We start from the raw sequence: 18850 nt of genomic DNA on the forward strand, positions 1-18850 counted from the left end.
CCCGTGACGGCCTGACCCGCGTCAGGGGACGAGCACGGCCGCCCCGGTGAACCGCCCGGCGGACAGGTCCGCCAGGGCGGTGTCGGCCTCGTCCAGCGGGTACGGGCGGGTCGTGGCCCTCACCCGCATCCGGTCCGCGAGCCGCAGGAACTCCTCCCCGTCCGCGCGCGTGTTCGAGGTGACCGAGCGGACCTGCCGTTCCTGGAACAGGTGCTTCTCGTAGTTCAGCACGGGGACGTCGCTGAGGTGGATGCCGGCGATGGCGAGGGTGCCGCCGCGGTCGAGCGCGCTCAGCGCGGCCGGGACGGTCTCCCCGGCCGGGGCGAACGTGACCGCCGCGTCCAGCGGGCACGGCGACGCGTCGTACACGTCGCCCGCCCACGCGACGCCGAGCGTCAGCGCCAGCTCCCTGGCCGCCGTGCCGCGCGTGAAGACGTACACCTCGGCGCCCTCGGCGAGCGCGACCTGAGCGGCCAGATGCGCGGACCCGCCGAACCCCCACAGGCCGAGGCGCCCGCCGGGTGGCAGCTCGGCACGGCGCAAGGCCCGGTATCCGATGATCCCCGCGCACAGCAGCGGCGCGGCCTCGATGTCGTCGAGCCCTTCCGGCAGCTTGTAGGTGAACGCGTCGACGGCGATGGCGTACTCGGCGTACCCGCCGTGCGCGTCCCAGCCGGTGTAGCGGGAGTTGGGGCACAGGTTCTCGCTGCCCCGGCGGCAGAACGTGCAGGCGCCGTCGGTGCCCCGCAGCCAGGCCACGCCCACGCGGTCGCCGACGCCGTGCAGGCAGCCGGGTCCGGCGGCGGTCACCTCGCCGACGATCTGATGGCCCGGCGTCACCCGCGGCAGGTGGACGGGCAGGTCGCCCTCGGCCACGTGCAGGTCGGTGCGGCACACGCCGCAGGCCAGCACCCGTACCAGCAGTTCGCCGGGACCGGGCTCGGGGACGTCCCGATCGATGAGCCGCATCGGCCCGTCCTGTATCGGTCCCGGTTTCTCCACCACCCAAGCCCGCATGCCTCAACGCTACGCCCGCGGCGCCCACGGGACCGGAAGGGGCCGGTCAAATGGGTTCGGCGGCCACATGCGCCCAGGACTGGGTGAACCAGAGCTCCCCGTTGATGATGCGGGGTTTCGCGCCGGTGCGGGGGCCGCCGTCGACCTCGTCCAGCAGCGCGGCGCGGATCCGGTCGGCGGCCTGCGGGTCGCGCGCCCCGGCCAGCCACGGTTCCAGGGGACGTTCCACGGTGAACACGTCCAGGCGGCGGATGCTGGCGCCGGCGGACGTGATCAGGTCGGTGACGGCGGCGATGGACGGGGTGCCGGGATGGTCGGGGTCGCGGAGCCGTTCCAGCCTGTCCCGGTCCGGCTGGGCCAGGTTGCCGCGCACCAGATCGGCGATGATCAGGCGCCCGCCGGGCCTGCACACCCGCAACAGCTCGCGCAGAACGCGTTCGGGCTCGCCCAGCGTGTAGAGCGAGAACCGGGCGGTGACCAGGCTGAAGCTGTCGTCGCGGTACGGGAGGGCGGTGGCGTCGGCGCGGACCCGCACCGGGTCGGGCGTGCCCCGCCTGGCGATCGCGATGTCCTGGCGCGTGGCGTCGGCCCGTCGCGCGCCGCCGGTCCGCGGCGGATCCCCGCCCTGCCCGGAGCCGCCGCCGTCGCCCCTGCTCGCGCGGTGTTCCGGGACCCCGGGGAGCCGTACGGGGCCGGTGCCGAACGTCACGGTGGACATGCGCCCGCCGGCGTCGCGTCCACCGCCGGGGGGCCGGTGGGGCAGCGCGTCCACCGCGGTCACATGGCGGACCTGCGGTGAGAGGGCCGCGGGCATCGGCCCGCGTCCGCGCGCCACATCGAGGCAGACGTCGTCGGGTTCGGGTTCGGCGAAGTCGAGCAGGCGCCGGAGGTGGGGGGCGATGGGGGCCGCGGGGGCCTGCGTGATCGTCGCCGGTCTCGGCACGTCTGCTCTCCTCGGCTCCGGGCGGCTTCACGGTGCGGGGCGCTCGGACCGCGGGCGTCGCGAACCGGCGGCCGAGCCGGGTCGAAGCCGGTCTCGAAGGTTATGACTCCCCGTCGCCGAGGTTTGTTCACCTCCCCGGTACGGATTTGTCAGTCCAGGCTCTGTCCCCACAGCGCCAGGACGACGAGGACGAACACGGTGATGACCGCCGCGCGCCCTGGGACGGGCAGGCGCAGCCTCGACGCGGTCCAGCGCACCACGAAGGCGCCCAGCACGGCGACGACGGCGAGGGAGAGGATCCCTTCCATGACCGACAGACTAGACGGTCGAATTTCGTTCGGTGCGGGGATAGCCTCGCAGCGTGGCAGATGCGAAGGAAGACCAGAAGCGGGACACGGTGGACGAGCTGATGCTCCAGTTGGCCCGGGGACGGGTGGTCCTGGGCGTGGCGGCGTTCACCCTTCCGGGACTGACCGTCCGGCTCATGGGGATGGGCAAGGGCCGCGACCCGGGCCGTGACTTCGTCACCCGGATGTTCGCCGCCAGGGAGATCGCGCTCGGCGCCGGCTACCTGCTCAGCAAGGAGCCGAACCGCAGGCTGTGGGCGCGGCTCGGGCTGGCCGTGGACGGCCTGGACACGCTCAACGCCCTGCGCTCGCGCAAGGGACTGCCGCTCTGGGTCACCGCGGGTGCGACCGCCGTCGCCGGGGGCTGCACCGCCCTCGGCACCGCCAAGGTGACACGCGACCTCCTTTGAGCGCGGTCCCCGGGGCGCGTGGCCGCCCGTGATTGGGGATCTCGGCTGGGTAGGGGACCGGCATGACTACCGGGGGCGCGACGCTCGGTGGGCCGCCGGCGTCCACGCCGAAGGGCCGGGACCTGTACGTGATCCTCGGCTCGCTGATGCTGACGTTGCTGCTGGCCGCGCTGGACCAGACGATCGTGTCCACGGCGCTGCCGACCATCGTCAGTGAGCTCGGCGGGCTGAACCACCTGTCGTGGGTGGTCACCGCGTACCTGCTGGCGGCCACCGCGTCCACGCCGCTGTGGGGCAAGCTGGGCGACCAGTACGGGCGCAAGCGGCTGTTCGAGACCTCGATCGTCATCTTCCTGGCCGGGTCGGCGCTGTGCGGGCTGGCCCAGGACATGCTCGAACTGATCATCTTCCGGGCCGTGCAGGGGCTGGGCGGCGGCGGGCTGATCGTGCTGGTGATCGCGATCGTGGGGGACGTGGTGCCGCCCCGCGAGCGCGGCCGCTACCAGGGGATGTTCGGCGCGGTCTTCGGGGTGGCCAGCGTGGTCGGGCCGCTGGTGGGCGGGTGGTTCGTGGACAACCTGTCCTGGCGCTGGGTGTTCTACGTCAACCTGCCGATCGGGATCCTGGCGCTGGTGACCATCGCCGCCGTCCTGCACGGGGAGACCCGGAGGGAGCGGCACCGCATCGACTACGCGGGCATCGTGCTGCTAGTGGGGTGGGCGGTCGCGCTGGTGCTGCTGACCACCTGGGGCGGCACCCAGTACGACTGGCTGTCGCCGCAGATCATCGGCCTGGCGGTGGTGGCGGTGGTGCTGGTCGCGGCGTGGGTGCTGGTGGAGCGGCGGGCGGCCGAGCCGGTGATGCCGCCCCGGCTGTTCGCCCACTCGACGTTCCCAGTGGGCTCGGCCATCAGCGCGGTGGTCGGCTTCGCCATGTTCGGGGCGCTCACCTTCCTGCCGCTGTTCCTCCAGGTGGTGAACGGCGTGTCGGCGACCACGTCCGGGCTGCACCTGCTGCCGCTGATGGCCGGGCTGCTGGCGGCCTCGGTGACCTCGGGCCAGGTGATCAGCCATACCGGGCGCTACAAGGTGTTCCCCGTGCTGGGCACCCCGCTGATCGCGGTGGCGCTGTGGCTGTGCTCGCGGATGGACGAGAACACCGGCGCGCTGTCGGCGAGCCTGCGCTTCGCGCTGCTCGGCCTCGGCCTCGGCATGGTGATGCAGGTGCTGGTCATCGCCGTGCAGAACGCGTCCTCGTACGAGGACCTGGGCGCGGCCACGTCCGGGGTGACGTTCTTCCGTCAGATCGGCGGGTCGTTCGGTGTGGCGGTGTTCGGCTCGATCTTCAGCAACGCCCTCGCCCGGAACACCGAGGAGCTGCTACGCGGCGTCAGGCTGCCGCCGGGGTTCAGCCCCGAGGCGGCACAGGCCGACCCGACGACCCTGAACCGGCTGCCGCCGCGGCTGCACGCCATGCTGATCCACGCCTATTCCGAGTCCATCGGGTCGGTGTTCCTGTGGGCGGTCCCGGTGGCGGCCGTCGCGTTCGTGCTGACCTGGTTCCTGCGCGAGCTGCCGCTGAGGGAGACCGCGCAGGCCCGCGGCGTCGAGGACGCGGTCGGGCCGGCGCCGACCACCGGCTCGTCAAGGGACGAGATGTTGCGCGCGCTCAGCGAGCTGATGCGCAGGGACCCGCATGCCAAGGAGATGTACGCGCGGCTCGGCTCCCTGGCGGGCGTGGACCTCCCCGCGGGCAGCATGTGGGCGCTGTGCCGGATCTCCCGCGGACCCATCGCCGGCACCGACTTGGCCGAGCTGGCGGACGTGCCGGTCGAGCGGGGCCGCCCGTGCGTCGACCGCCTGGTCGAGGCCGGCCTGGTCGTCCGGGAGGACGACGGGACGCTGACGATCACCGAGCGGGGCAGGGAGGTCAAACGCAAGCTGGTCGAGGCCCAGCGCGCCGCCCTGGCGCGGCACCTGTCCGGCTGGTCGCCCGAGGAGCATCCCGAGCTGGCGTCGCTGCTCACCCGGCTGGCCGAGGAGTCGCTCGGGGGCGAAGACGGCGCCAGGGCCATGCACCCCGCCCCCTAACCTGGTGGCCAGGACGGAGCGGCTACAGCACCGTCGACAAGTTCGACCTTCCTCATGACCCGAGGCACACTGTTCCTCACGCACCGGCAAGAACTGCGTTGTCCCTGCGTGCCGACCCAAATCCGCCCGCGTCGGCCGGCTCGATGCAGGCGGCGGTGAGCGCCGGCGGCGGTCTGCTGGACGACGGACGCTGCTCACTCGGACGATAGGGGTGGCGGATCGACCAGTTCGATGCCGATCGCGAAAACCCCGAGGGCTTCACGTTCAGGTGGGTGGATCTGGCGAATGTCGGCGAGTTGTTCGTCCCGAGTAGCGTGCGGGTTGACCGAGGTGACGGGCTCATGGTCGAACATCTCGTCGTAGCTGACATACCGTGCGATGCGGGTCACCCGGGTCAGCACCTCTTCACCTTGGCAGCGAAACCGGATCAGCGAACCCACCTTGATCTTGCGGCGGCTGGAGTCGTTGACCCTGATACATGGTCTTCCGGCCGCTGGCGATCAGGTCGAAATAGCGCTTGTAGATTCCCATCTCGTGTGCGCGGACGGGCATCGAGTCTGGTCGCGCGGTCATGAGTCGGCCGAGCTCCTTGACGGTGAACGAACGCTCGAACGGGGCGCGGACTGACCTGGTCGTTCGCCCCTGCCATCGCCGCGCCGCCGAGGATATCGGCCGGCGAGGAGTCATGGACGTGCCCACGGCCATACATCCCGACCGCACGCACCGTGTGAGACCTCCCCGGTCGGACCGGCCGCCGCCCGGCCCGTCCCGTACAGGCACGAACGGGCTGACCGTGCCGCACCTGGCTCCGCGCTGGGAAGCTTCTTTGACGAGGTTCGTCACGGCACCCGACTGTTCGACGCTGACCTCGGAGTAATCGTCGATACGATCGAAGGGCGATGTGATGCGTTGTCACCGCGCTCAAGAGCGTCTCAGCGTCCGCATGTGGTCAATCGTCGCGCCATGTTGCCCGGGTTACGGTGGTCAGGAGTTCCCATGGTTTCGCAGCAGTTTGAGCCCCCCTCGGGCACCCGTGACTTTCTCGCTGGGGCCCTGCGGATGCGTGAGCTGGTGTTCGGGCGGATCCGTGAGGTGTTCGAGCGGTACGGGTTCGAGCCGTTGCAGACGCCGGCGTTCGAGCGGCTGGAGACGCTGACGGGCAAGTACGGCGACGAGGGTGACAAGCTGATCTTCAAGATCCTGCGTCGCGGTGAGCATGAGGCGACCGGGGAGGCCGATCTTGCGCTCCGGTATGACATGACCGTGCCGCTGGCACGGGTGGTGGCCGGCTACGGCTCGCAGTTGCCGACCCCTTACAAGCGGTATGCGATGGGGCCGGTGTGGCGCGCCGACCGGCCGGGCCGGGGGCGGTTCCGCGAGTTCGCTCAGTGTGATGTGGACGTGGTCGGGTCGGCGTCCCCCCTGGCGGATGCGGAGATCGTGTGCGCGCTGGCCGATGCGCTGGATGCGGTGGGGGTGCGCGGGTTCAGGGTGCTGGTGAACTCGCGGCGGGCGTTGTCGGGGCTGCTGGATGCCTATGGGGTTCCGGCGCAGTTGGGCGGGGGTGTGCTGATCACTCTGGACAAGCTCGACAAGCTGGCCCCGGAGAAGGTGGCCGCCGAGCTGGTGGAGGCGCGGTCGTTGCCGGCCGATATCGCCAAGGCGTTGGTGAACGACCTGACCGCGCAGGACGCGGTGGAGCGGATGCGTGCCGCGCTGTGCGACAGCGAGGACGGCCGGGCCGGGCTGGAGGAGATCGACCGGCTGCTGGAGTTGGCGGCGCCCAAGATCGGGCAGGCGCGGATCGCGTTCACGCCCAGCCTGGTGCGCGGGCTGGACTACTACACCGGCGTGATTTTCGAGGTGGTCGCCGAGGGGATGCCCGGTTCGATCGCCTCCGGCGGCCGCTATGACGGCCTGATCTCCGCGCTGGGCGGTCCGGACGTTGCGGCCTGCGGCGGGTCGTTGGGCGTGGAGCGCATCATCGGGTTGCTGGGCGATGACGCCGGGCAGGTCGAGCGGACGGACGTCGCGCTGACGGTGATCGCCGAAGACACCGCCGCCGAGGTGATGGGCTTCGCCGCGGCGCTGCGGGACGCGGGGCTGCGTGCGGAGGTGTATCTGGCGGCCAGCCGCAAGCTGGCCAAGCAGCTCAAGTGGGCTGCCGACCGCCGGGCGCGGTTCGCTGTCATCTACGGGGCGGCCGACGAACAAGCGGGGGTCGTGGCGGTCAAGGACCTGGATTCGGGTGAGCAGGAGCAGGTCCCCGCTGGCGAGCTTGCCGCGTACCTCATCCGGAGGTGCGCGCCGGAACGGTAGAACTGTCAGGAGGCCATCGATGGGCGTGCAAGGCGATCGCATCTTCGCCGAGATGAGGCAGCGGGGTTTCCCGGCCCCTTGGTCGGACTTCGGGGAGTGCCTATCGTGGGAGTCGGCCTACTCCGTCCAGCTCAAGCAGGCCATCGAGACCGCCCGAGCGGGAACCGACCCTCATTCCACGGCCACGGTCGATGAACTGTTCCGGCTCAAGGTCGACAACCTGACCGCCGCTCGCAAGCTCCTCGGTGACGTCCTGGCCCAGTACGACCAGAGCGGCATGTGGCGGCTGCTCGACGAGCGCGCCGCGCGCCTGGACATCGAGGATGTGTCCGAGCGATGGGCTCGGGGCCTCGTCGAGCACCCCTTCCCGATCGGACTGCTGTCGCTCCAGTTCAACTGGCGCTACATGAAGCAGCACGGCGTCCGCGCGTTCTACGAGATGACCTCCGTTTACGTCGACGACCTGCTCGCCAACACCCACCGCTGGGCCGAGGCATGGAAGGCCGAAACGGAAACGGGCGTCATCGACCGGCTCACTACCGTCGAATGCGATCTGGCTTCCGAAGAGGCCCCGATGCACTGCGACATCTGCCAGAAGACCATCGCAGCGCTGATTTATCTCCGCGAGTAGCCCTCGAAGGAACCTCCCAGAGCCTGACGCGGCCAGCAGGCCGGGTGGCAATCGCCTCCCCGCGAGCCCAGGCGAGAAGCCATTTTGGCCGTCCTCAAGTTGCATCCGCTCATGGGAAGCGCGCCGCGTCCGCAACCAAGAAACCCTTTGACCTATCGGTGAGGGAGGTCAGAGGGTTGAGGAGCAGTAGAGAGAGAGTCAGGTTGCGACGAAGGCCGTCTGTACTGCTACGCGAAGGGCGGCGGGGGTGAGGAGCAGCACGGGGCCGTCCGGGTCCTTGCTGTCTCGGACGGCGACCACGCCACCTACGCTCGCCAGCTCGACGCACTCGCCGCCGTTGTTCAGACTGCGGGTTGCCTTGCGCCAGGCGGTGCCGTCGTCGCGGTCGGCCAGGAGGGCGGATACGTTGGCCAGTTCGACGCAGTTCCCGCCGTTGGAAGTACTGTGGCTGCTCTTGCGCCAGGCGGCGCCGGTCAGGTCCATCGCTCCAGTACATCTCCGTCCGGCGCCGGGGTCACTGGTCCTAGCCGGTAGTGCGGCGTTGACTCGTGGTGTGTCGGCCCTCACCCGGCTCGCTGAAGGGCGACATGCCACGAGTCACCCACAGGTGAGGACGGCCGAACCCGGCCCGGCCGGTGTGAGGTGCGGGGCCGGGTACGAAAATCAGGGGACGGTTCAGGCGGTGGGACGAGCGGCCGCCTGGACGGCCTCACGCAGTGCAGCGGGAGTCACCAGCAGCACGGGCCCGTCCGGGTCCTTGCTGTCACGCACGCCCACCACGCCACCTACACCCGCCAGCTCGACGCAGTCGCCGCCGTTCTCACCGCTCCGGCTGGCCTTACGCCAGGCGGCGTCACTCAGGTCCATTGCTCCAGTGCCTTCCTTATGACGTCCTGCGACTGATCTTCTGGTAGCGCCCTCGCCCGCAACTCTCTCTGTGCGTCGGAAAGGGCGCCGAGGTCCGCTGGGGCGTCGGTCGTGATACCTCGTATCGTCGTTTCCAGATACGCCACTTCGCTGCGGTCTTCCATGGTAGCCACCACGAATGCTCCCCCAGTGCCCGCCGGACGTCCATTGTTCCGTACGACCTGGATCGTGATGTTCGGGAGTTTGCTCATGGTGAGCAGGTGCTCCAACTGCTCACGCATCACCTCGGGTGACCCCACCAGGTGATAGAGCACCGCCTCACTCAGGAGCGCGACCAACGCCGTCGGAGGTGAACTCTCCCTGGTCAGGATGCCTTGACGCGCAATGCGCGCTTCCACGGCTTCCTCTGTGGTGAGGAACTCGCGGGTGTAGCTCACGGTCTGAAGGAGCCCGGGAACGATGCTGTGTTGCCAGGTGATCAGTTCCGTTGCCTCCGACTCGATCTGGGGCCAGTCGAACCAGATGGGGACCGGGTGGCCGTCCTTGTTCAGGTCCTCCCACAGGTTGATGAGGGAGCCACTTGCCTCCAGGTGATCGTCCACGATCTCGACATATTGTCGCGTTGCGCGCCGCTTGCCCGCTTCGATCCGGCTCTGCTGGGCGGGGCTGATCTTCGTCAGGTTGGCGATCGTCTCCTGCTTGACGTCCTTGGCCTCTCGTGTCCGGCGCAACTGTCGGCCGAACGCGACGAGTGCGGCCGACTCTCGGGGGCGTGTGCGTCGTACGGCCATGAGCTCTTACCTCTCTCGGTAACTTCCCAATGCACCAGCTGCCTTGCCGCTGCTCTCCAGTCCGAGCCAGCAACGACATGCTAAGGCGGAATGTAGCTCAATGTGTGCTGTACGCCACACAATGTGAGGGGATCTCATGGACGAGGCAGCACACGACCAGATCGTGATCAAGCGGCGGCTGGAGGAAGTGGCCGAGGTACGCAAGTTCGTCCGGCTCACGCTGGGGCGGTGGGGCATGGAGGACTACAACCCGTGTCTAGTGGCCAGCGAGCTCGTCACCAACGCCATCCGGCACGCCAGCACCGCCGACGACGAGGTGACCGTACGGCTCGGGCGACTTGCCGACGGCGCGCTCTGGATGGAGGTACAGGACTCCACCTGCGAGATGCCGCGCATCGTGAACGCGGCCCTGACCAGCGAATCAGGCCGTGGCATGTTCGTGGTCGAGCAGTTCACCCGTTGCTGGGGCGTCCGGCCCCTGTCCGGCCAGGCCGGGAAGGTCGTCCTCGCCGTTCTCAACCCGTGAGGGGCGTACCAGACGGACGATCACTCGGAGGGCAAGCGGTCTTTGGCCTGTTCGAGTGCTTCGGCGACGGCGGTGAACTCGGCGAGGGCCGCTTGCAGATCTTCAACGATCTCCCGCGCGATGACGTCGGGGGGCAGGAGGCCGTCGGCGTCCTCCAGGCTGGGGTCTTTCAGCCAGGTGATGTCGAGGTTGGCCTTGTCTCGCGCGATCAGCTCCTCATAACTGAACGGTTTGAAGCGCTCGGTTTCCTCGCGCTTCTCTCGCGGCTCTCCAGGCCGATAGCACTCGACGAAGTCGTTCAGGTGCTCACGGGTGAGCCGGTTCTGCTTGAGCGTGAAGTGCTGGCCCGTGCGGAAGTCGTACACCCACAGGTTTGCGGTCCATGGCTCATCGGGCCGGGCCGGCTGCTTGTCGAAGAACAGCACGTTCGCCTTGACGCCGCCCGCGTAGAAAATCCCGGTAGGCAGGCGCAGCATCGTATGGACATCAAACTGCTTGAGCAGCCGCCGCCGGATCGTTTCCCCGGCCCCGCCCTCGAACAGCACGTTGTCGGGCAACACCACGGCCGCCCGGCCGGGGATGCCGAGCATGGACGCGATGTGCTGGACGAAGTTGAGCTGTTTGTTCTTGGTGGTGACCCAGAAGTCCTGGCGGTTGTACTCGATGTCCTCGCGGCTGGCCCGGCCGTCCTCACCCACGATGGTGATGGACGACTTGCGCCCGAACGGAGGATTGGCGAGCACGACGCTCGGATAGTTGCGAGGAGACTCCGCCAATGCGTCGCGCACCTCGATGAGTGACTGGCCGGTGGGCTTGCCGATGCCATGGAGCAGCATGTTCATGGCCGCAAGCCGTGCCGTACCGTCCACCAGCTCCGTACCGCTGATGCCGCCACCGGCCAGCCGGTCGCGCTGCTCAGGAGTCAGCTCGCTTCCGTGGTGGCGCTGAATGTAGTCGTACGCCGCCAGCAAGAAGCCGCCCGTACCGCAGGCGGGGTCGCTGATCGTGTCGTCCGGGCCGGGCTGGAGACAATCGACCATCGCTGCGATCAGTTCACGAGGCGTGAAGTACTGGCCCGCCCCGGACTTGATGTCCTCCGCGCCCTTGGCCAATAGCTCTTCATAGGCGTCACCCTTGACGTCCACGCCCTGGCTGGACCACCGCTCCTTGTCGATCAGGTCGACGATCAGCCGCTTGAGCTTGGCCGGGTCCTGGATCTTGTTCTGCGCCTTGCGGAAGATGACACCAAGCGTGTCCTCACGCTGCCCGAACCTGCGGAGGATGTGGTTGTACTCGTCCTCCAGGTCCTCCCCGTCCGCGTCCAAGAGTGTCTGCCATGCATTGGCGACAGGCTTCAACGACTCGTCCGGGAAGCTCCTCCTAGTGGCGCGCTCATGTCCCATCTTCAAGAAGAGCAGGAAGGTGAGCTGCTCCACGTAGTCGATCGTGGAGACGCCGTCGTCCCGCAGAACATCGCAGTAGTTCCACAGCTTCGCGACCAGCCGCCGCGTCTCGGGAGTACTCACACCAACGTCTCTTCCTGAGGTGCCGTCTTACCCTTACCACGCCGCGCCCGCCGCACCGGCCCCTGCGCCGCCCGCTCAGCCCGAATACGCTCCAGCAACACGGAGGCAGGCTCATCCGCCGGATCCTGCTCCACCAACCGCCCCGCAAACGCTTCCCTCAGGAGCGAGCGGCGTAGAGTATTCGCTCGACGGTAACCACTTCCGATCGCCTGCTCGGCGACATCAAGGCGCGTACGCCACTGCTGCACCTCGGCAACCAATCTTTTCTGCGTAGACAATGATGGGACTGGAATCCTCACTGACTTTACTTTTGCGGTGCTGAGAGTAAACAGGCCACTAGTTGAACTGGCGACTGACCTAATCTCTTGGGCTGTTCGGGGTGCGTTCCAAATATGCTCTAGGTAGCCCGGGTCAAGTTCCGGGCCGGGTCGCACGCGTATCAGATGATTCTGGTGGACGCAGTTCGGAATCTCGTCATGCCACATAGCCGCCCGGCCGATCTGCTCGGGACTGCCGTTGCCTTCCACGACGAGCAGGTCTCCTCTTTTAAGGCGGTAGCGTTCTATCTCTGCGCCAAAGAGCTCAACCTGATGAACATCGGAGAGGTTCAGTCCGCCACGCGATACGTTGGCTACCCGCAAGAAAGGATAAAAATTGTTTACTGGACGGCGCTTCGGTTGTTTCTGAATTCCACCTTGCACTTGGGCGACCTCTGCAATTGCTCTCAAAGGCACATCACTCGTGCTCTCACCATAAGGTTTGCTGGCAAGTGCGTTGAGTACGGAGGCCCACAGAACCTGCGTACGTCTACCAGCCAGGGTAACGGCCTGGTTTGCTGCGACCAGATCGGAAAGGTGACCTTCGAGGGTGGCGACGATGCGGCGCTGCTCAGCTAGCGGCGGCACCGAAAGGTTTATGCGCTTGAGTTTCGCGGTGCTCAGTGTATAAAGACCGCTCGTGGTACTGGCCACCTGCCACAACTGGTCGATCACATCAGGCGAGTTCCAGGCCAGTTCCAGGTACTTGGGAAGTATGGCCTGTGTCGGCCTTATGCAGATTAGGTGATTTTGGTGGACGCAGTTTTCAATCTCGCCGTTCCACATAGCGGCTCGACCAATTTCTTTTGCGCTGCCATTGCCTTCCACGACGAGCAGGTCCCCTGCATGCAAGGCGTAACGCTCAAGTTCACCCTCAAATAGTTCGATTTCGTGAACTACATCCAGTTTCAGGGACCCTCGCGCCACATTCGCGACCCTCAGGAAAGGGTATTTGTTCTTAACAGGACGCCGCTTTGCCTGTTTCTGGATTCCGCCTCGTACATCAGCGACATCACTGATAGGAACACGAGCCCAACCAGGAGGGAGGTCGGTCATGCGGTGAGGCTCCGGTTCAGGTCGGAGAGGACTTCTTCGGCTTTGGACTCGCCGAACGTGGACAGGAAGCCGTCGATTCCGCCTCGTTCGGTGAACGGGGCGTTCTCCAGCTCCGTGTGGTCGATCGACGCCTGGGTGATGACGACGTCGCGGATGCGGTCGAGCCACCACCTCTGATCGACGGTGAACTCGACTCCGGCCTGCCTCTGCTTCACAAGCCACGCAGCGTACCGCTCCTCCACGACACTCCGGTGTGGTTTGGGTTCCCGCTCAAGCCCCAGCTCGAAGCGGATCAGGCCGATAAGGTCGACCACGTCGTGCTTCGTGTTCTGCTTGTGGGTGGCCAGGTCGAGGCGCTCGTACGCCTGCCACAGGTCCTCGGGCGTCCAGTGGTGCGGGGGACGGGCGATGCGAGCGGCCAGCTCCTTGAGCTTCGCGTACGCGGCGCGGCCGGGCTGTCCACTGCGGTACGCCGTCTCGATCGCGGTGATCTCCTCGCGGTGCTCCTCCAGGTACGCGCGCCACGACGTGATGACCTCCTGCGCGCGAACCCTCGGGTCCTGGCCGGCGGCCTCGATCAGGGTGTCGCGGTTGGCCTCGTCCCAGTACACGTCGTGGGCGCGGCGGATCTCCAGCAGGCGCCGCCTCAGCTCGACGTTCTCCGCCAGCGGGCGTACGGCCCGGACGACCAGATCATGGATGGCGCTCTTCCCACCGGTGCGCTGGGCCTCCTCCAGGGCGTCGGGGTCGGCGCAGCTCGACACCGAGTTGATGACCGACTCCAGCGACCGTCCGGCAAGGCCCTCCAGCTCGGCCCGCTCCTCCGGCTTGATCTGCTTGTTGAGGCGGGCGAGACGGCCGGCGAGGGTGGACGCCTCGTCGGGCGTGATCGTCAGGTTGCCCGCCTTGTTGAGCAGGGCCTCAAGGCTGATCTGCTTCTCGCTGTGCTGGACGAGCGGGGTCGCGTCCACGCGGGGCGAGTCCGTGACTCCGACCGCGTCCACGAGGACGAACCGGGTCTTCGCCTCCACGTCCGGAGTGACCTGCTTCAGCTCGGCCGGGTCGACGGTGCGGGCGCCGCGCCCCTTCATCTGCTCGAACAGGGCCCAGCTCTTGACCTCGTTCATGAAGAACACGCATTCCAGCGGCCGGATGTCCGTACCGGTGGCGATCATGTTGACGGTGACGGCGATCCGCAGATCCGGGGAGTTGCGGAACGCCGCGATGAGGTCGTCGGGGTTGGCGACCCGGTAGGTGATCTTCTGGCAGAAGTCGTTGCCCTTGCCGAACACCGTCCGCACCGTCTGGACGATCTCCTCCGCGTGGTTGTCGTCCACGGCGAAGATCAGCGTTTTGGGCACGTACCTGCGGCCCGGGAAGATCTCGGTGAACAGCCGGTCGCGGAAGGTTTCCAGCACCAGCCGGAGCTGCCCGGTGCTGATCACCTTGCGGCCGAGCTGGGCGCCGGTCCAGGTGAAGTCCTCCTCCAGCTCCTCGTACCGCCTGCGGCGGGTGGGGCGGCTCATGATCGGTACGACCATGCCGCGCTCGATGGTGGCGCCCTGCTCGGCGTGCTCGGTACGGATGCGGTAGACGTCGAAGTCGACGTTGACGTTGTCGGCGACCGACTCGCGGTAGGTGTACTCGCTGACGAGGTTCTGGTGGAAGAAGCCGAACGTCTGCTTGACCGGGGTGGCGGTCAGGCCGACCAGGTAGGCGTCGAAGTACTCCAGCACCTGCCGCCACACGCCGTAGATGGACCGGTGGCACTCGTCCACGACGACCAGGTCGAACGACTCGGGCGGCAGGTCCGCGCTGTACTCCACCTCCACCACGCCGCCGGCGTCGTAGGAGTCGTACGCCTCGTCCTCGACATCCGGGTCCACCGGCTGGCCGCGCAGCCGCGCATACAGGCGCTGGACGGTGGAGATCACGACCTTGGTCGAGTCCTTCATGGCGGCGCCGCCGAGGCGCTCGACGTTGTAGAGCTCGGTGAACTTGCGGCCGTCGTCGGGCGTGACGAAGTTGTCGAACTCGGTGTACGCCTGCTTGCCCAGGTTGTTGCGGTCGACCAGGAAGAGCACCCGCCGGGCCTTGGCCTCCTTGAGCAGCCGGTAGATCTGCGTGACCGCCATGTAGGTCTTGCCCGCCCCGGTGGCCATCTGGATCAGCCCGCGCTGCTCGTCCCGGGCGAGGGACTCCTCCAGACCGTTGATGGCGCGGGCCTGGGCGGCGCGCAGGCCGCGTGTGTCCAGCTCGGGCAGCCTGCGCAGCCGGGCGCGCAGCGTGGGCGCCTCCGGCTCGGCGTCCGCCTCGCGCATCCAGCGGGCCAGCGTCTCCGGACGGTGGAACGAGAACACCTGGCGGGCGCGCGGGGCCGGGTCGAGCGTGTTGGTGAAGTGCGTCTCGACCGCCGTGGTCTCATACCGGAACGGCAGCGGCATCCTCCAGGCGGCCATCTGCTGGGACGCGGTGAGCCCGTCGGCGTAGCGGGCCGACTGGCGCTCCACCGGGGTCAGCGCCGTGCCCTCGCGCTTGGCCTCGATCACCCCGACGAGCTTCTGGTCGACGTACAGGATGTAGTCGGCGACGCCGTCGGCGGTCGACACCTCCCGCACGGCCACTCCCTGGGCGGCGAACAGGTTGACGGTGGCGGCGTCCTGGACCGACCAGCCCGCCAGCGCCATCATCTCGTCCACCCGGACGCGGACCTCGGCCTCGGTCAGCGGCTCGGTCGCCGCCTGCTGGGCGCGGGCGACGAAGGCGTCACGCTCGGCGGCGTTCACCCGGCGCGTGGACGCCGCCGACGTGGCGAACCGCCGCTCCGCCTCGGCGGCGTCCCGCGTGCTCTCCCCCAGCAGGACGCGCAGCCGCTCCCGGTCGGCGACCGCGCGGGCCAGCTCCGCCTCGGCCTCCTGGCGGGCACGGCGCTCGGCCTCCAGCTTCGTGACCTGGCCGTCCCGGTGAACCTTGACCTCGGCCAGGCGCTCCCGCAGGCGCGCCAGTTCCTCGCGCAGCGTCGCCAGCTCGGCCCGGTCGGCCGAGGACCGCGTCTCAGCCCCGGCCCTGGGCTCCTGCGGCGGCAGGAAGGCAGCCGGAGCGGCCTCGCCGGTGACGGCACGGTGATACCAGACACCCAGATCGAAGCAGGTCCGGACGCACTTCAGCGCCTCCCGCACATCGCCCCAGTGCGTGTGGACGGCCCGGTTGCCCGACTTCCGCACCTCATCGAAAGCCTGCTGGATATTGGGAGCGAGCACCCCGGCCGCCGTGAGCGCCTGCAGGCGATGGCCGTGCGTCGTCCCGTTCACCGGGGTTTGGGTGCGGTTGATCAGCAAGTGCACCAGAGTCTCGGTGAAACGGCGGGCCTTGCCCATCGCCGCGTCGGGATCGCTGTAGAGGTACGATTCGGCGGCGACACCGTCGATCACCAGTAGCGGTTCATGCTGGAACAGGAAACCGAAATTCCTTGATCTTTTCGCAAGCTCGTCGATGGGTTCCGGCATGTCCCCTCGTCCGTCCCTGGAAGTTGCGAAGAACGTTGCAGGATATAGGGAGCAGCAGGTCATTTCCACCGACTTTGGATATCAGTCGGCCTCGGCCTCGTCGGCGAACACACGAAGCGCCAGGTCCCAGAGCGACTGACCGTCCGCGAGCATCCAGCGGGCGGGTCCCTGCACGGAGACCGGCGCATTCTCGTACCTGGCGAGTTCCCAGATCCGCTGCACGAGGCCGCTCGGCGAGTACTTCTCCTCGTCGTACGCCCACAGCAGGCAGGAACGCCGGTCGTTCACCCAGGTGGCCTGGGACCGGCGCCCGTCCTCAGCGAGCCAGTCGCGCACGGCGGCCTTCTCGCTCTTGCTCCGGGGCTCGAAGGTCAGCGGAGTGCCGTCGGCGAGCACGCCGGCGTTGACCAGCGTGGGTACTGCGTTGGGTCGCCGCGGCTTGCGTGCCCGCGGCGCCGACGGGCGGTAGTCCTCGGAAAGAACGGGGGCCGACCCTGCACGGCGCACGTCCGCCAACACCAGCCGCGCGAGCTCCCGGCAGCGACGTTCGTCATTGAAGGTGCTGCTGAGGAAGGAGCCGGGGAACTGCTCGTCCACGTGGTGGATCAGCCAGGGCAATATCGAAGCGGTCAACTCCGGAACGCTCGCCAGCGTGCCCTCCCAGTCCAGTGCCGGGTCGTCGATCTCGTCCAGGTCGATGAGCTGGAAGACCATGTGAGTGACGAGCAACTCGCCTCGCCTCGCCATATCCGCCGCCCGTCCTTGCAGGCTCCTGCGTTCGGCCTCGAGCGCCACGCCCACCGCGCGGCGTACCTGTACGCAGCGCCAGATTCGGTGGGCGGTCGGGGTCTCTCCGAACAGGCGCGGGTACGCGCCCCCGGCACCGCGCTCCCAGAGCAGATCGGTGTCCCGGCTGGCGCGTACGGCCAGTTCCGGGGTGCGGTGGGCGCAGGCGAGCGCGGTCGCCGCGTGAACGACCGAGCACCCCGCCTCGGAGTCCGGGTCCGGCTCGCCGCGCTTGTAGACGTAGGTCTTGCCGAGGGACAGCAGGAAATCCTGCCTGATCTCCGCCTGAGCCGGGTCGAGCGCGATGAAGTCCCGCCGGGTCACGTCGTTCTGCGTGTTGGTGGTCTCGGTGATGCGCTTGGCGTACTCGGGACGATCGTCTCCCAAGGAGAAGAGCCGTACGGTCACCTCGGCTTCGGGAGCGGTGCCCGGCTCCTGCCCCATCACCTCGTGGATCGCCGTGACGGTCTGCGCCCCGTTCACGACGCTGACACCCTTCAGGGTCAGCTCGATCGGCTCCCCCGCCATGCGCTTGCCGAGGTACTTGTAGCTGATGCCGTCGCACAGCACGGTGATGCCGTTGTTGAAGTACCAGAAGTTCTCCGGCTCTTTGGAGAGCGTCTCTTTGATCCCGGCGTTGATCCGGGTCGCCCCGAGTGACTTGCGGACGTTCTCCTCGTAGAGCGCGTCACCATGCTCGGCGTACCAGCGCGCGATGTCGCTGACTCCGACCGATCCCTGCCATGCCTCGAAGGGGACATCACGCTTGCCCCAGTTCCACATCCTCGCCTTGACGTTGATCGGGGCGGGTGCCACGTCCCGCTGCAACAAGGCGTGGAAGTCGGTCGTGCCGAGTACCTTGTGCTCGAGCAAGGGCCCGTGCACGTTGGCGTCCGAGCAGAGACGGTCGATGACCTGGGCGGCGGACTCGTACAGTGTGGCCGGTCCCAAGAGGGCGATGACGAGGCGTATTCGCAGCCGTGGATCTCCGAGGGCGGCGTCCAACCGTGCGGTGAACGGCTCGATCCGGGCTTTGTTGAAGGGTTCGAAGTTCCGGTTGCCGATGAGCCGGACTCCATCGGCGAACTTGAGCGCTTCGGCCTTGTCGATCTTTGCCTTGCCCAGGTCGCTCCACTTGGCCTGGACGAGCCACACATCACGGGTGTTCTCGCTTACCGCGATGGCGTCGATGCCCTGGTCCCTGTCACCATCGATGACCGACCGTCCGGCCGTCTCGAAGTCGCATCCGGTCATGAGCCGTATGGCCTCGGCCGCCAGCGCACGCGAGAGGAAGCGCTGCTGCCACTCACTTTCTGGATAGTCCTCCAGGTCGGCCTCATATATACGGCCCTTGTAGTTGTCCAACAGTGCCTTGCGCACGTGCTCTACCTGGAGCGGCCTCTTCGGTTGCTTCGCGTCCATCCCGCCCACATGCTCGTCGTGCTCAGCAGTTCACCGACCGCCCTGTCGACCGGGGGCTTTCGCGGACCGACCGGCGGCCTCTTAATGATTAGGCGGTCGGCCGCACCTTACCGACATTTCTCGCATCGGGTCCGGATCTGGTCAGGGGTGTATCCGGCAATGGTTCGGATTCTGGTCAGGCCACAGTGTTGTGATCTCGGTTGGGGAGCGCGGACGGTGGCGGGGCGCCCACAGGCGTCCGGCATCCCTCGGAGAGGGCCGCGGTACGGGGCGGGCTCGTCCCTCGAACCGGCCGG

General features: G+C 67.8%; 16 protein-coding genes. 5 read left to right on the forward strand and 11 right to left on the reverse strand.

From position 1 onward, the window contains the following. Positions 1-21: 21 nt before the first annotated feature. From QSK21_RS16880 to QSK21_RS16890, 3 genes are all read right to left on the reverse strand, one after another. The gene (locus tag QSK21_RS16880; protein ID WP_285696853.1) at positions 22-1017 is read right to left on the reverse strand and encodes a zinc-dependent alcohol dehydrogenase family protein; all 996 of its coding nucleotides are present in this window, start codon (positions 1015-1017) and stop codon (positions 22-24) included. Between the two features lie 46 nt (positions 1018-1063). Continuing rightward, positions 1064-1960, reverse strand: a complete 897-nt coding sequence (locus QSK21_RS16885) for a class I SAM-dependent methyltransferase (protein WP_285696854.1) — start codon at positions 1958-1960, stop codon at positions 1064-1066. 149 nt (positions 1961-2109) lie between these two features. Further along, positions 2110-2268 carry a hypothetical protein gene (locus QSK21_RS16890; RefSeq protein ID WP_285696856.1) on the reverse strand — a complete coding sequence of 53 codons (159 nt, stop codon included), beginning with the start codon at positions 2266-2268 and terminating at the stop codon, positions 2110-2112. 53 nt (positions 2269-2321) lie between these two features. Between QSK21_RS16890 and QSK21_RS16895 the strand changes: the two genes are divergently transcribed. Beyond that, a complete protein-coding gene (locus QSK21_RS16895) occupies positions 2322-2717 on the forward strand; it encodes a hypothetical protein (RefSeq protein WP_285696859.1) in 396 nt (131 codons plus the stop codon). A gap of 62 nt (positions 2718-2779) precedes the next feature. Further along, positions 2780-4807, forward strand: coding sequence for an MFS transporter (locus QSK21_RS16900; RefSeq protein WP_285696861.1), 2028 nt, complete (start codon positions 2780-2782; stop codon positions 4805-4807). 194 nt (positions 4808-5001) lie between these two features. On the opposite strand, the gene QSK21_RS16905 is transcribed toward QSK21_RS16900, so the two are convergent. Continuing rightward, complete coding sequence (locus tag QSK21_RS16905) at positions 5002-5247, reverse strand: hypothetical protein (RefSeq protein WP_285696862.1); 246 nt, start codon at positions 5245-5247, stop codon at positions 5002-5004. 556 nt (positions 5248-5803) lie between these two features. On the opposite strand from QSK21_RS16905, the gene hisS reads away from it, so the two are divergent. Continuing rightward, positions 5804-7126 (forward strand): histidine--tRNA ligase, encoded by a 1323-nt coding sequence (gene hisS / locus QSK21_RS16910; protein WP_285696863.1) that lies wholly within the window; start codon positions 5804-5806, stop codon positions 7124-7126. A 19-nt stretch (positions 7127-7145) separates the two neighbouring features. After that, positions 7146-7757 (forward strand): hypothetical protein, encoded by a 612-nt coding sequence (locus QSK21_RS16915; RefSeq protein WP_285696864.1) that lies wholly within the window; start codon positions 7146-7148, stop codon positions 7755-7757. A gap of 198 nt (positions 7758-7955) precedes the next feature. On the opposite strand, the gene QSK21_RS16920 is transcribed toward QSK21_RS16915, so the two are convergent. The 3 genes from QSK21_RS16920 to QSK21_RS16935 form a co-directional block, all read right to left on the reverse strand. Continuing rightward, on the reverse strand, positions 7956-8240 hold the full coding sequence (locus tag QSK21_RS16920) for a DUF397 domain-containing protein (RefSeq protein WP_352231287.1): 285 nt from the start codon (positions 8238-8240) through the stop codon (positions 7956-7958). Between the two features lie 192 nt (positions 8241-8432). After that, on the reverse strand, positions 8433-8624 hold the full coding sequence (locus QSK21_RS16930; RefSeq protein ID WP_285696865.1) for a DUF397 domain-containing protein: 192 nt from the start codon (positions 8622-8624) through the stop codon (positions 8433-8435). Beyond that, positions 8615-9415: a helix-turn-helix domain-containing protein gene (locus QSK21_RS16935; protein WP_285696866.1), complete on the reverse strand. Its 801-nt coding sequence runs from the start codon at positions 9413-9415 to the stop codon at positions 8615-8617. The genes QSK21_RS16930 and QSK21_RS16935 overlap by 10 nt, the downstream gene beginning before the upstream one ends. 136 nt (positions 9416-9551) lie before the next feature. Between QSK21_RS16935 and QSK21_RS16940 the strand changes: the two genes are divergently transcribed. After that, positions 9552-9941: an ATP-binding protein gene (locus QSK21_RS16940; protein WP_285696867.1), complete on the forward strand. Its 390-nt coding sequence runs from the start codon at positions 9552-9554 to the stop codon at positions 9939-9941. Between the two features lie 20 nt (positions 9942-9961). On the opposite strand, the gene QSK21_RS16945 is transcribed toward QSK21_RS16940, so the two are convergent. From QSK21_RS16945 to QSK21_RS16960, 4 genes are all read right to left on the reverse strand, one after another. Further along, positions 9962-11467, reverse strand: a complete 1506-nt coding sequence (locus QSK21_RS16945) for a class I SAM-dependent DNA methyltransferase (RefSeq protein ID WP_285696869.1) — start codon at positions 11465-11467, stop codon at positions 9962-9964. Then, positions 11464-12840 carry a restriction endonuclease subunit S gene (locus QSK21_RS16950; protein WP_285696871.1) on the reverse strand — a complete coding sequence of 459 codons (1377 nt, stop codon included), beginning with the start codon at positions 12838-12840 and terminating at the stop codon, positions 11464-11466. The genes QSK21_RS16945 and QSK21_RS16950 overlap by 4 nt, the downstream gene beginning before the upstream one ends. Continuing rightward, a complete protein-coding gene (locus QSK21_RS16955) occupies positions 12837-16346 on the reverse strand; it encodes a DEAD/DEAH box helicase family protein (RefSeq protein ID WP_285696873.1) in 3510 nt (1169 codons plus the stop codon). The genes QSK21_RS16950 and QSK21_RS16955 overlap by 4 nt, the downstream gene beginning before the upstream one ends. 81 nt (positions 16347-16427) lie before the next feature. Continuing rightward, positions 16428-18512: an AIPR family protein gene (locus QSK21_RS16960; protein WP_285696874.1), complete on the reverse strand. Its 2085-nt coding sequence runs from the start codon at positions 18510-18512 to the stop codon at positions 16428-16430. Positions 18513-18850: the final 338 nt, after the last annotated feature.

The organism is Actinomadura sp. NBRC 104412 (genome assembly GCF_030269515.1).
Classification (GTDB): Bacteria; Actinomycetota; Actinomycetes; order Streptosporangiales; family Streptosporangiaceae; genus Spirillospora.

Excerpts from the sequence above, each read along its gene's own strand:
- QSK21_RS16880 (WP_285696853.1), bottom strand. The coding sequence starts at position 1,017 with ATGCGGGCTTGGGTGGTGGAGAAACCGGGACCGATACAGGACGGGCCG.
- QSK21_RS16890 (WP_285696856.1), bottom strand. The coding sequence starts at position 2,268 with ATGGAAGGGATCCTCTCCCTCGCCGTCGTCGCCGTGCTGGGCGCCTTC.
- QSK21_RS16900 (WP_285696861.1), top strand. The coding sequence starts at position 2,780 with ATGACTACCGGGGGCGCGACGCTCGGTGGGCCGCCGGCGTCCACGCCG.
- hisS (WP_285696863.1), top strand. The coding sequence starts at position 5,804 with ATGGTTTCGCAGCAGTTTGAGCCCCCCTCGGGCACCCGTGACTTTCTC.
- QSK21_RS16915 (WP_285696864.1), top strand. The coding sequence starts at position 7,146 with ATGGGCGTGCAAGGCGATCGCATCTTCGCCGAGATGAGGCAGCGGGGT.
- QSK21_RS16920 (WP_352231287.1), bottom strand. The coding sequence starts at position 8,240 with ATGGACCTGACCGGCGCCGCCTGGCGCAAGAGCAGCCACAGTACTTCC.
- QSK21_RS16930 (WP_285696865.1), bottom strand. The coding sequence starts at position 8,624 with ATGGACCTGAGTGACGCCGCCTGGCGTAAGGCCAGCCGGAGCGGTGAG.
- QSK21_RS16935 (WP_285696866.1), bottom strand. The coding sequence starts at position 9,415 with ATGGCCGTACGACGCACACGCCCCCGAGAGTCGGCCGCACTCGTCGCG.
- QSK21_RS16940 (WP_285696867.1), top strand. The coding sequence starts at position 9,552 with ATGGACGAGGCAGCACACGACCAGATCGTGATCAAGCGGCGGCTGGAG.
- QSK21_RS16950 (WP_285696871.1), bottom strand. The coding sequence starts at position 12,840 with ATGACCGACCTCCCTCCTGGTTGGGCTCGTGTTCCTATCAGTGATGTC.
- QSK21_RS16955 (WP_285696873.1), bottom strand. The coding sequence starts at position 16,346 with ATGCCGGAACCCATCGACGAGCTTGCGAAAAGATCAAGGAATTTCGGT.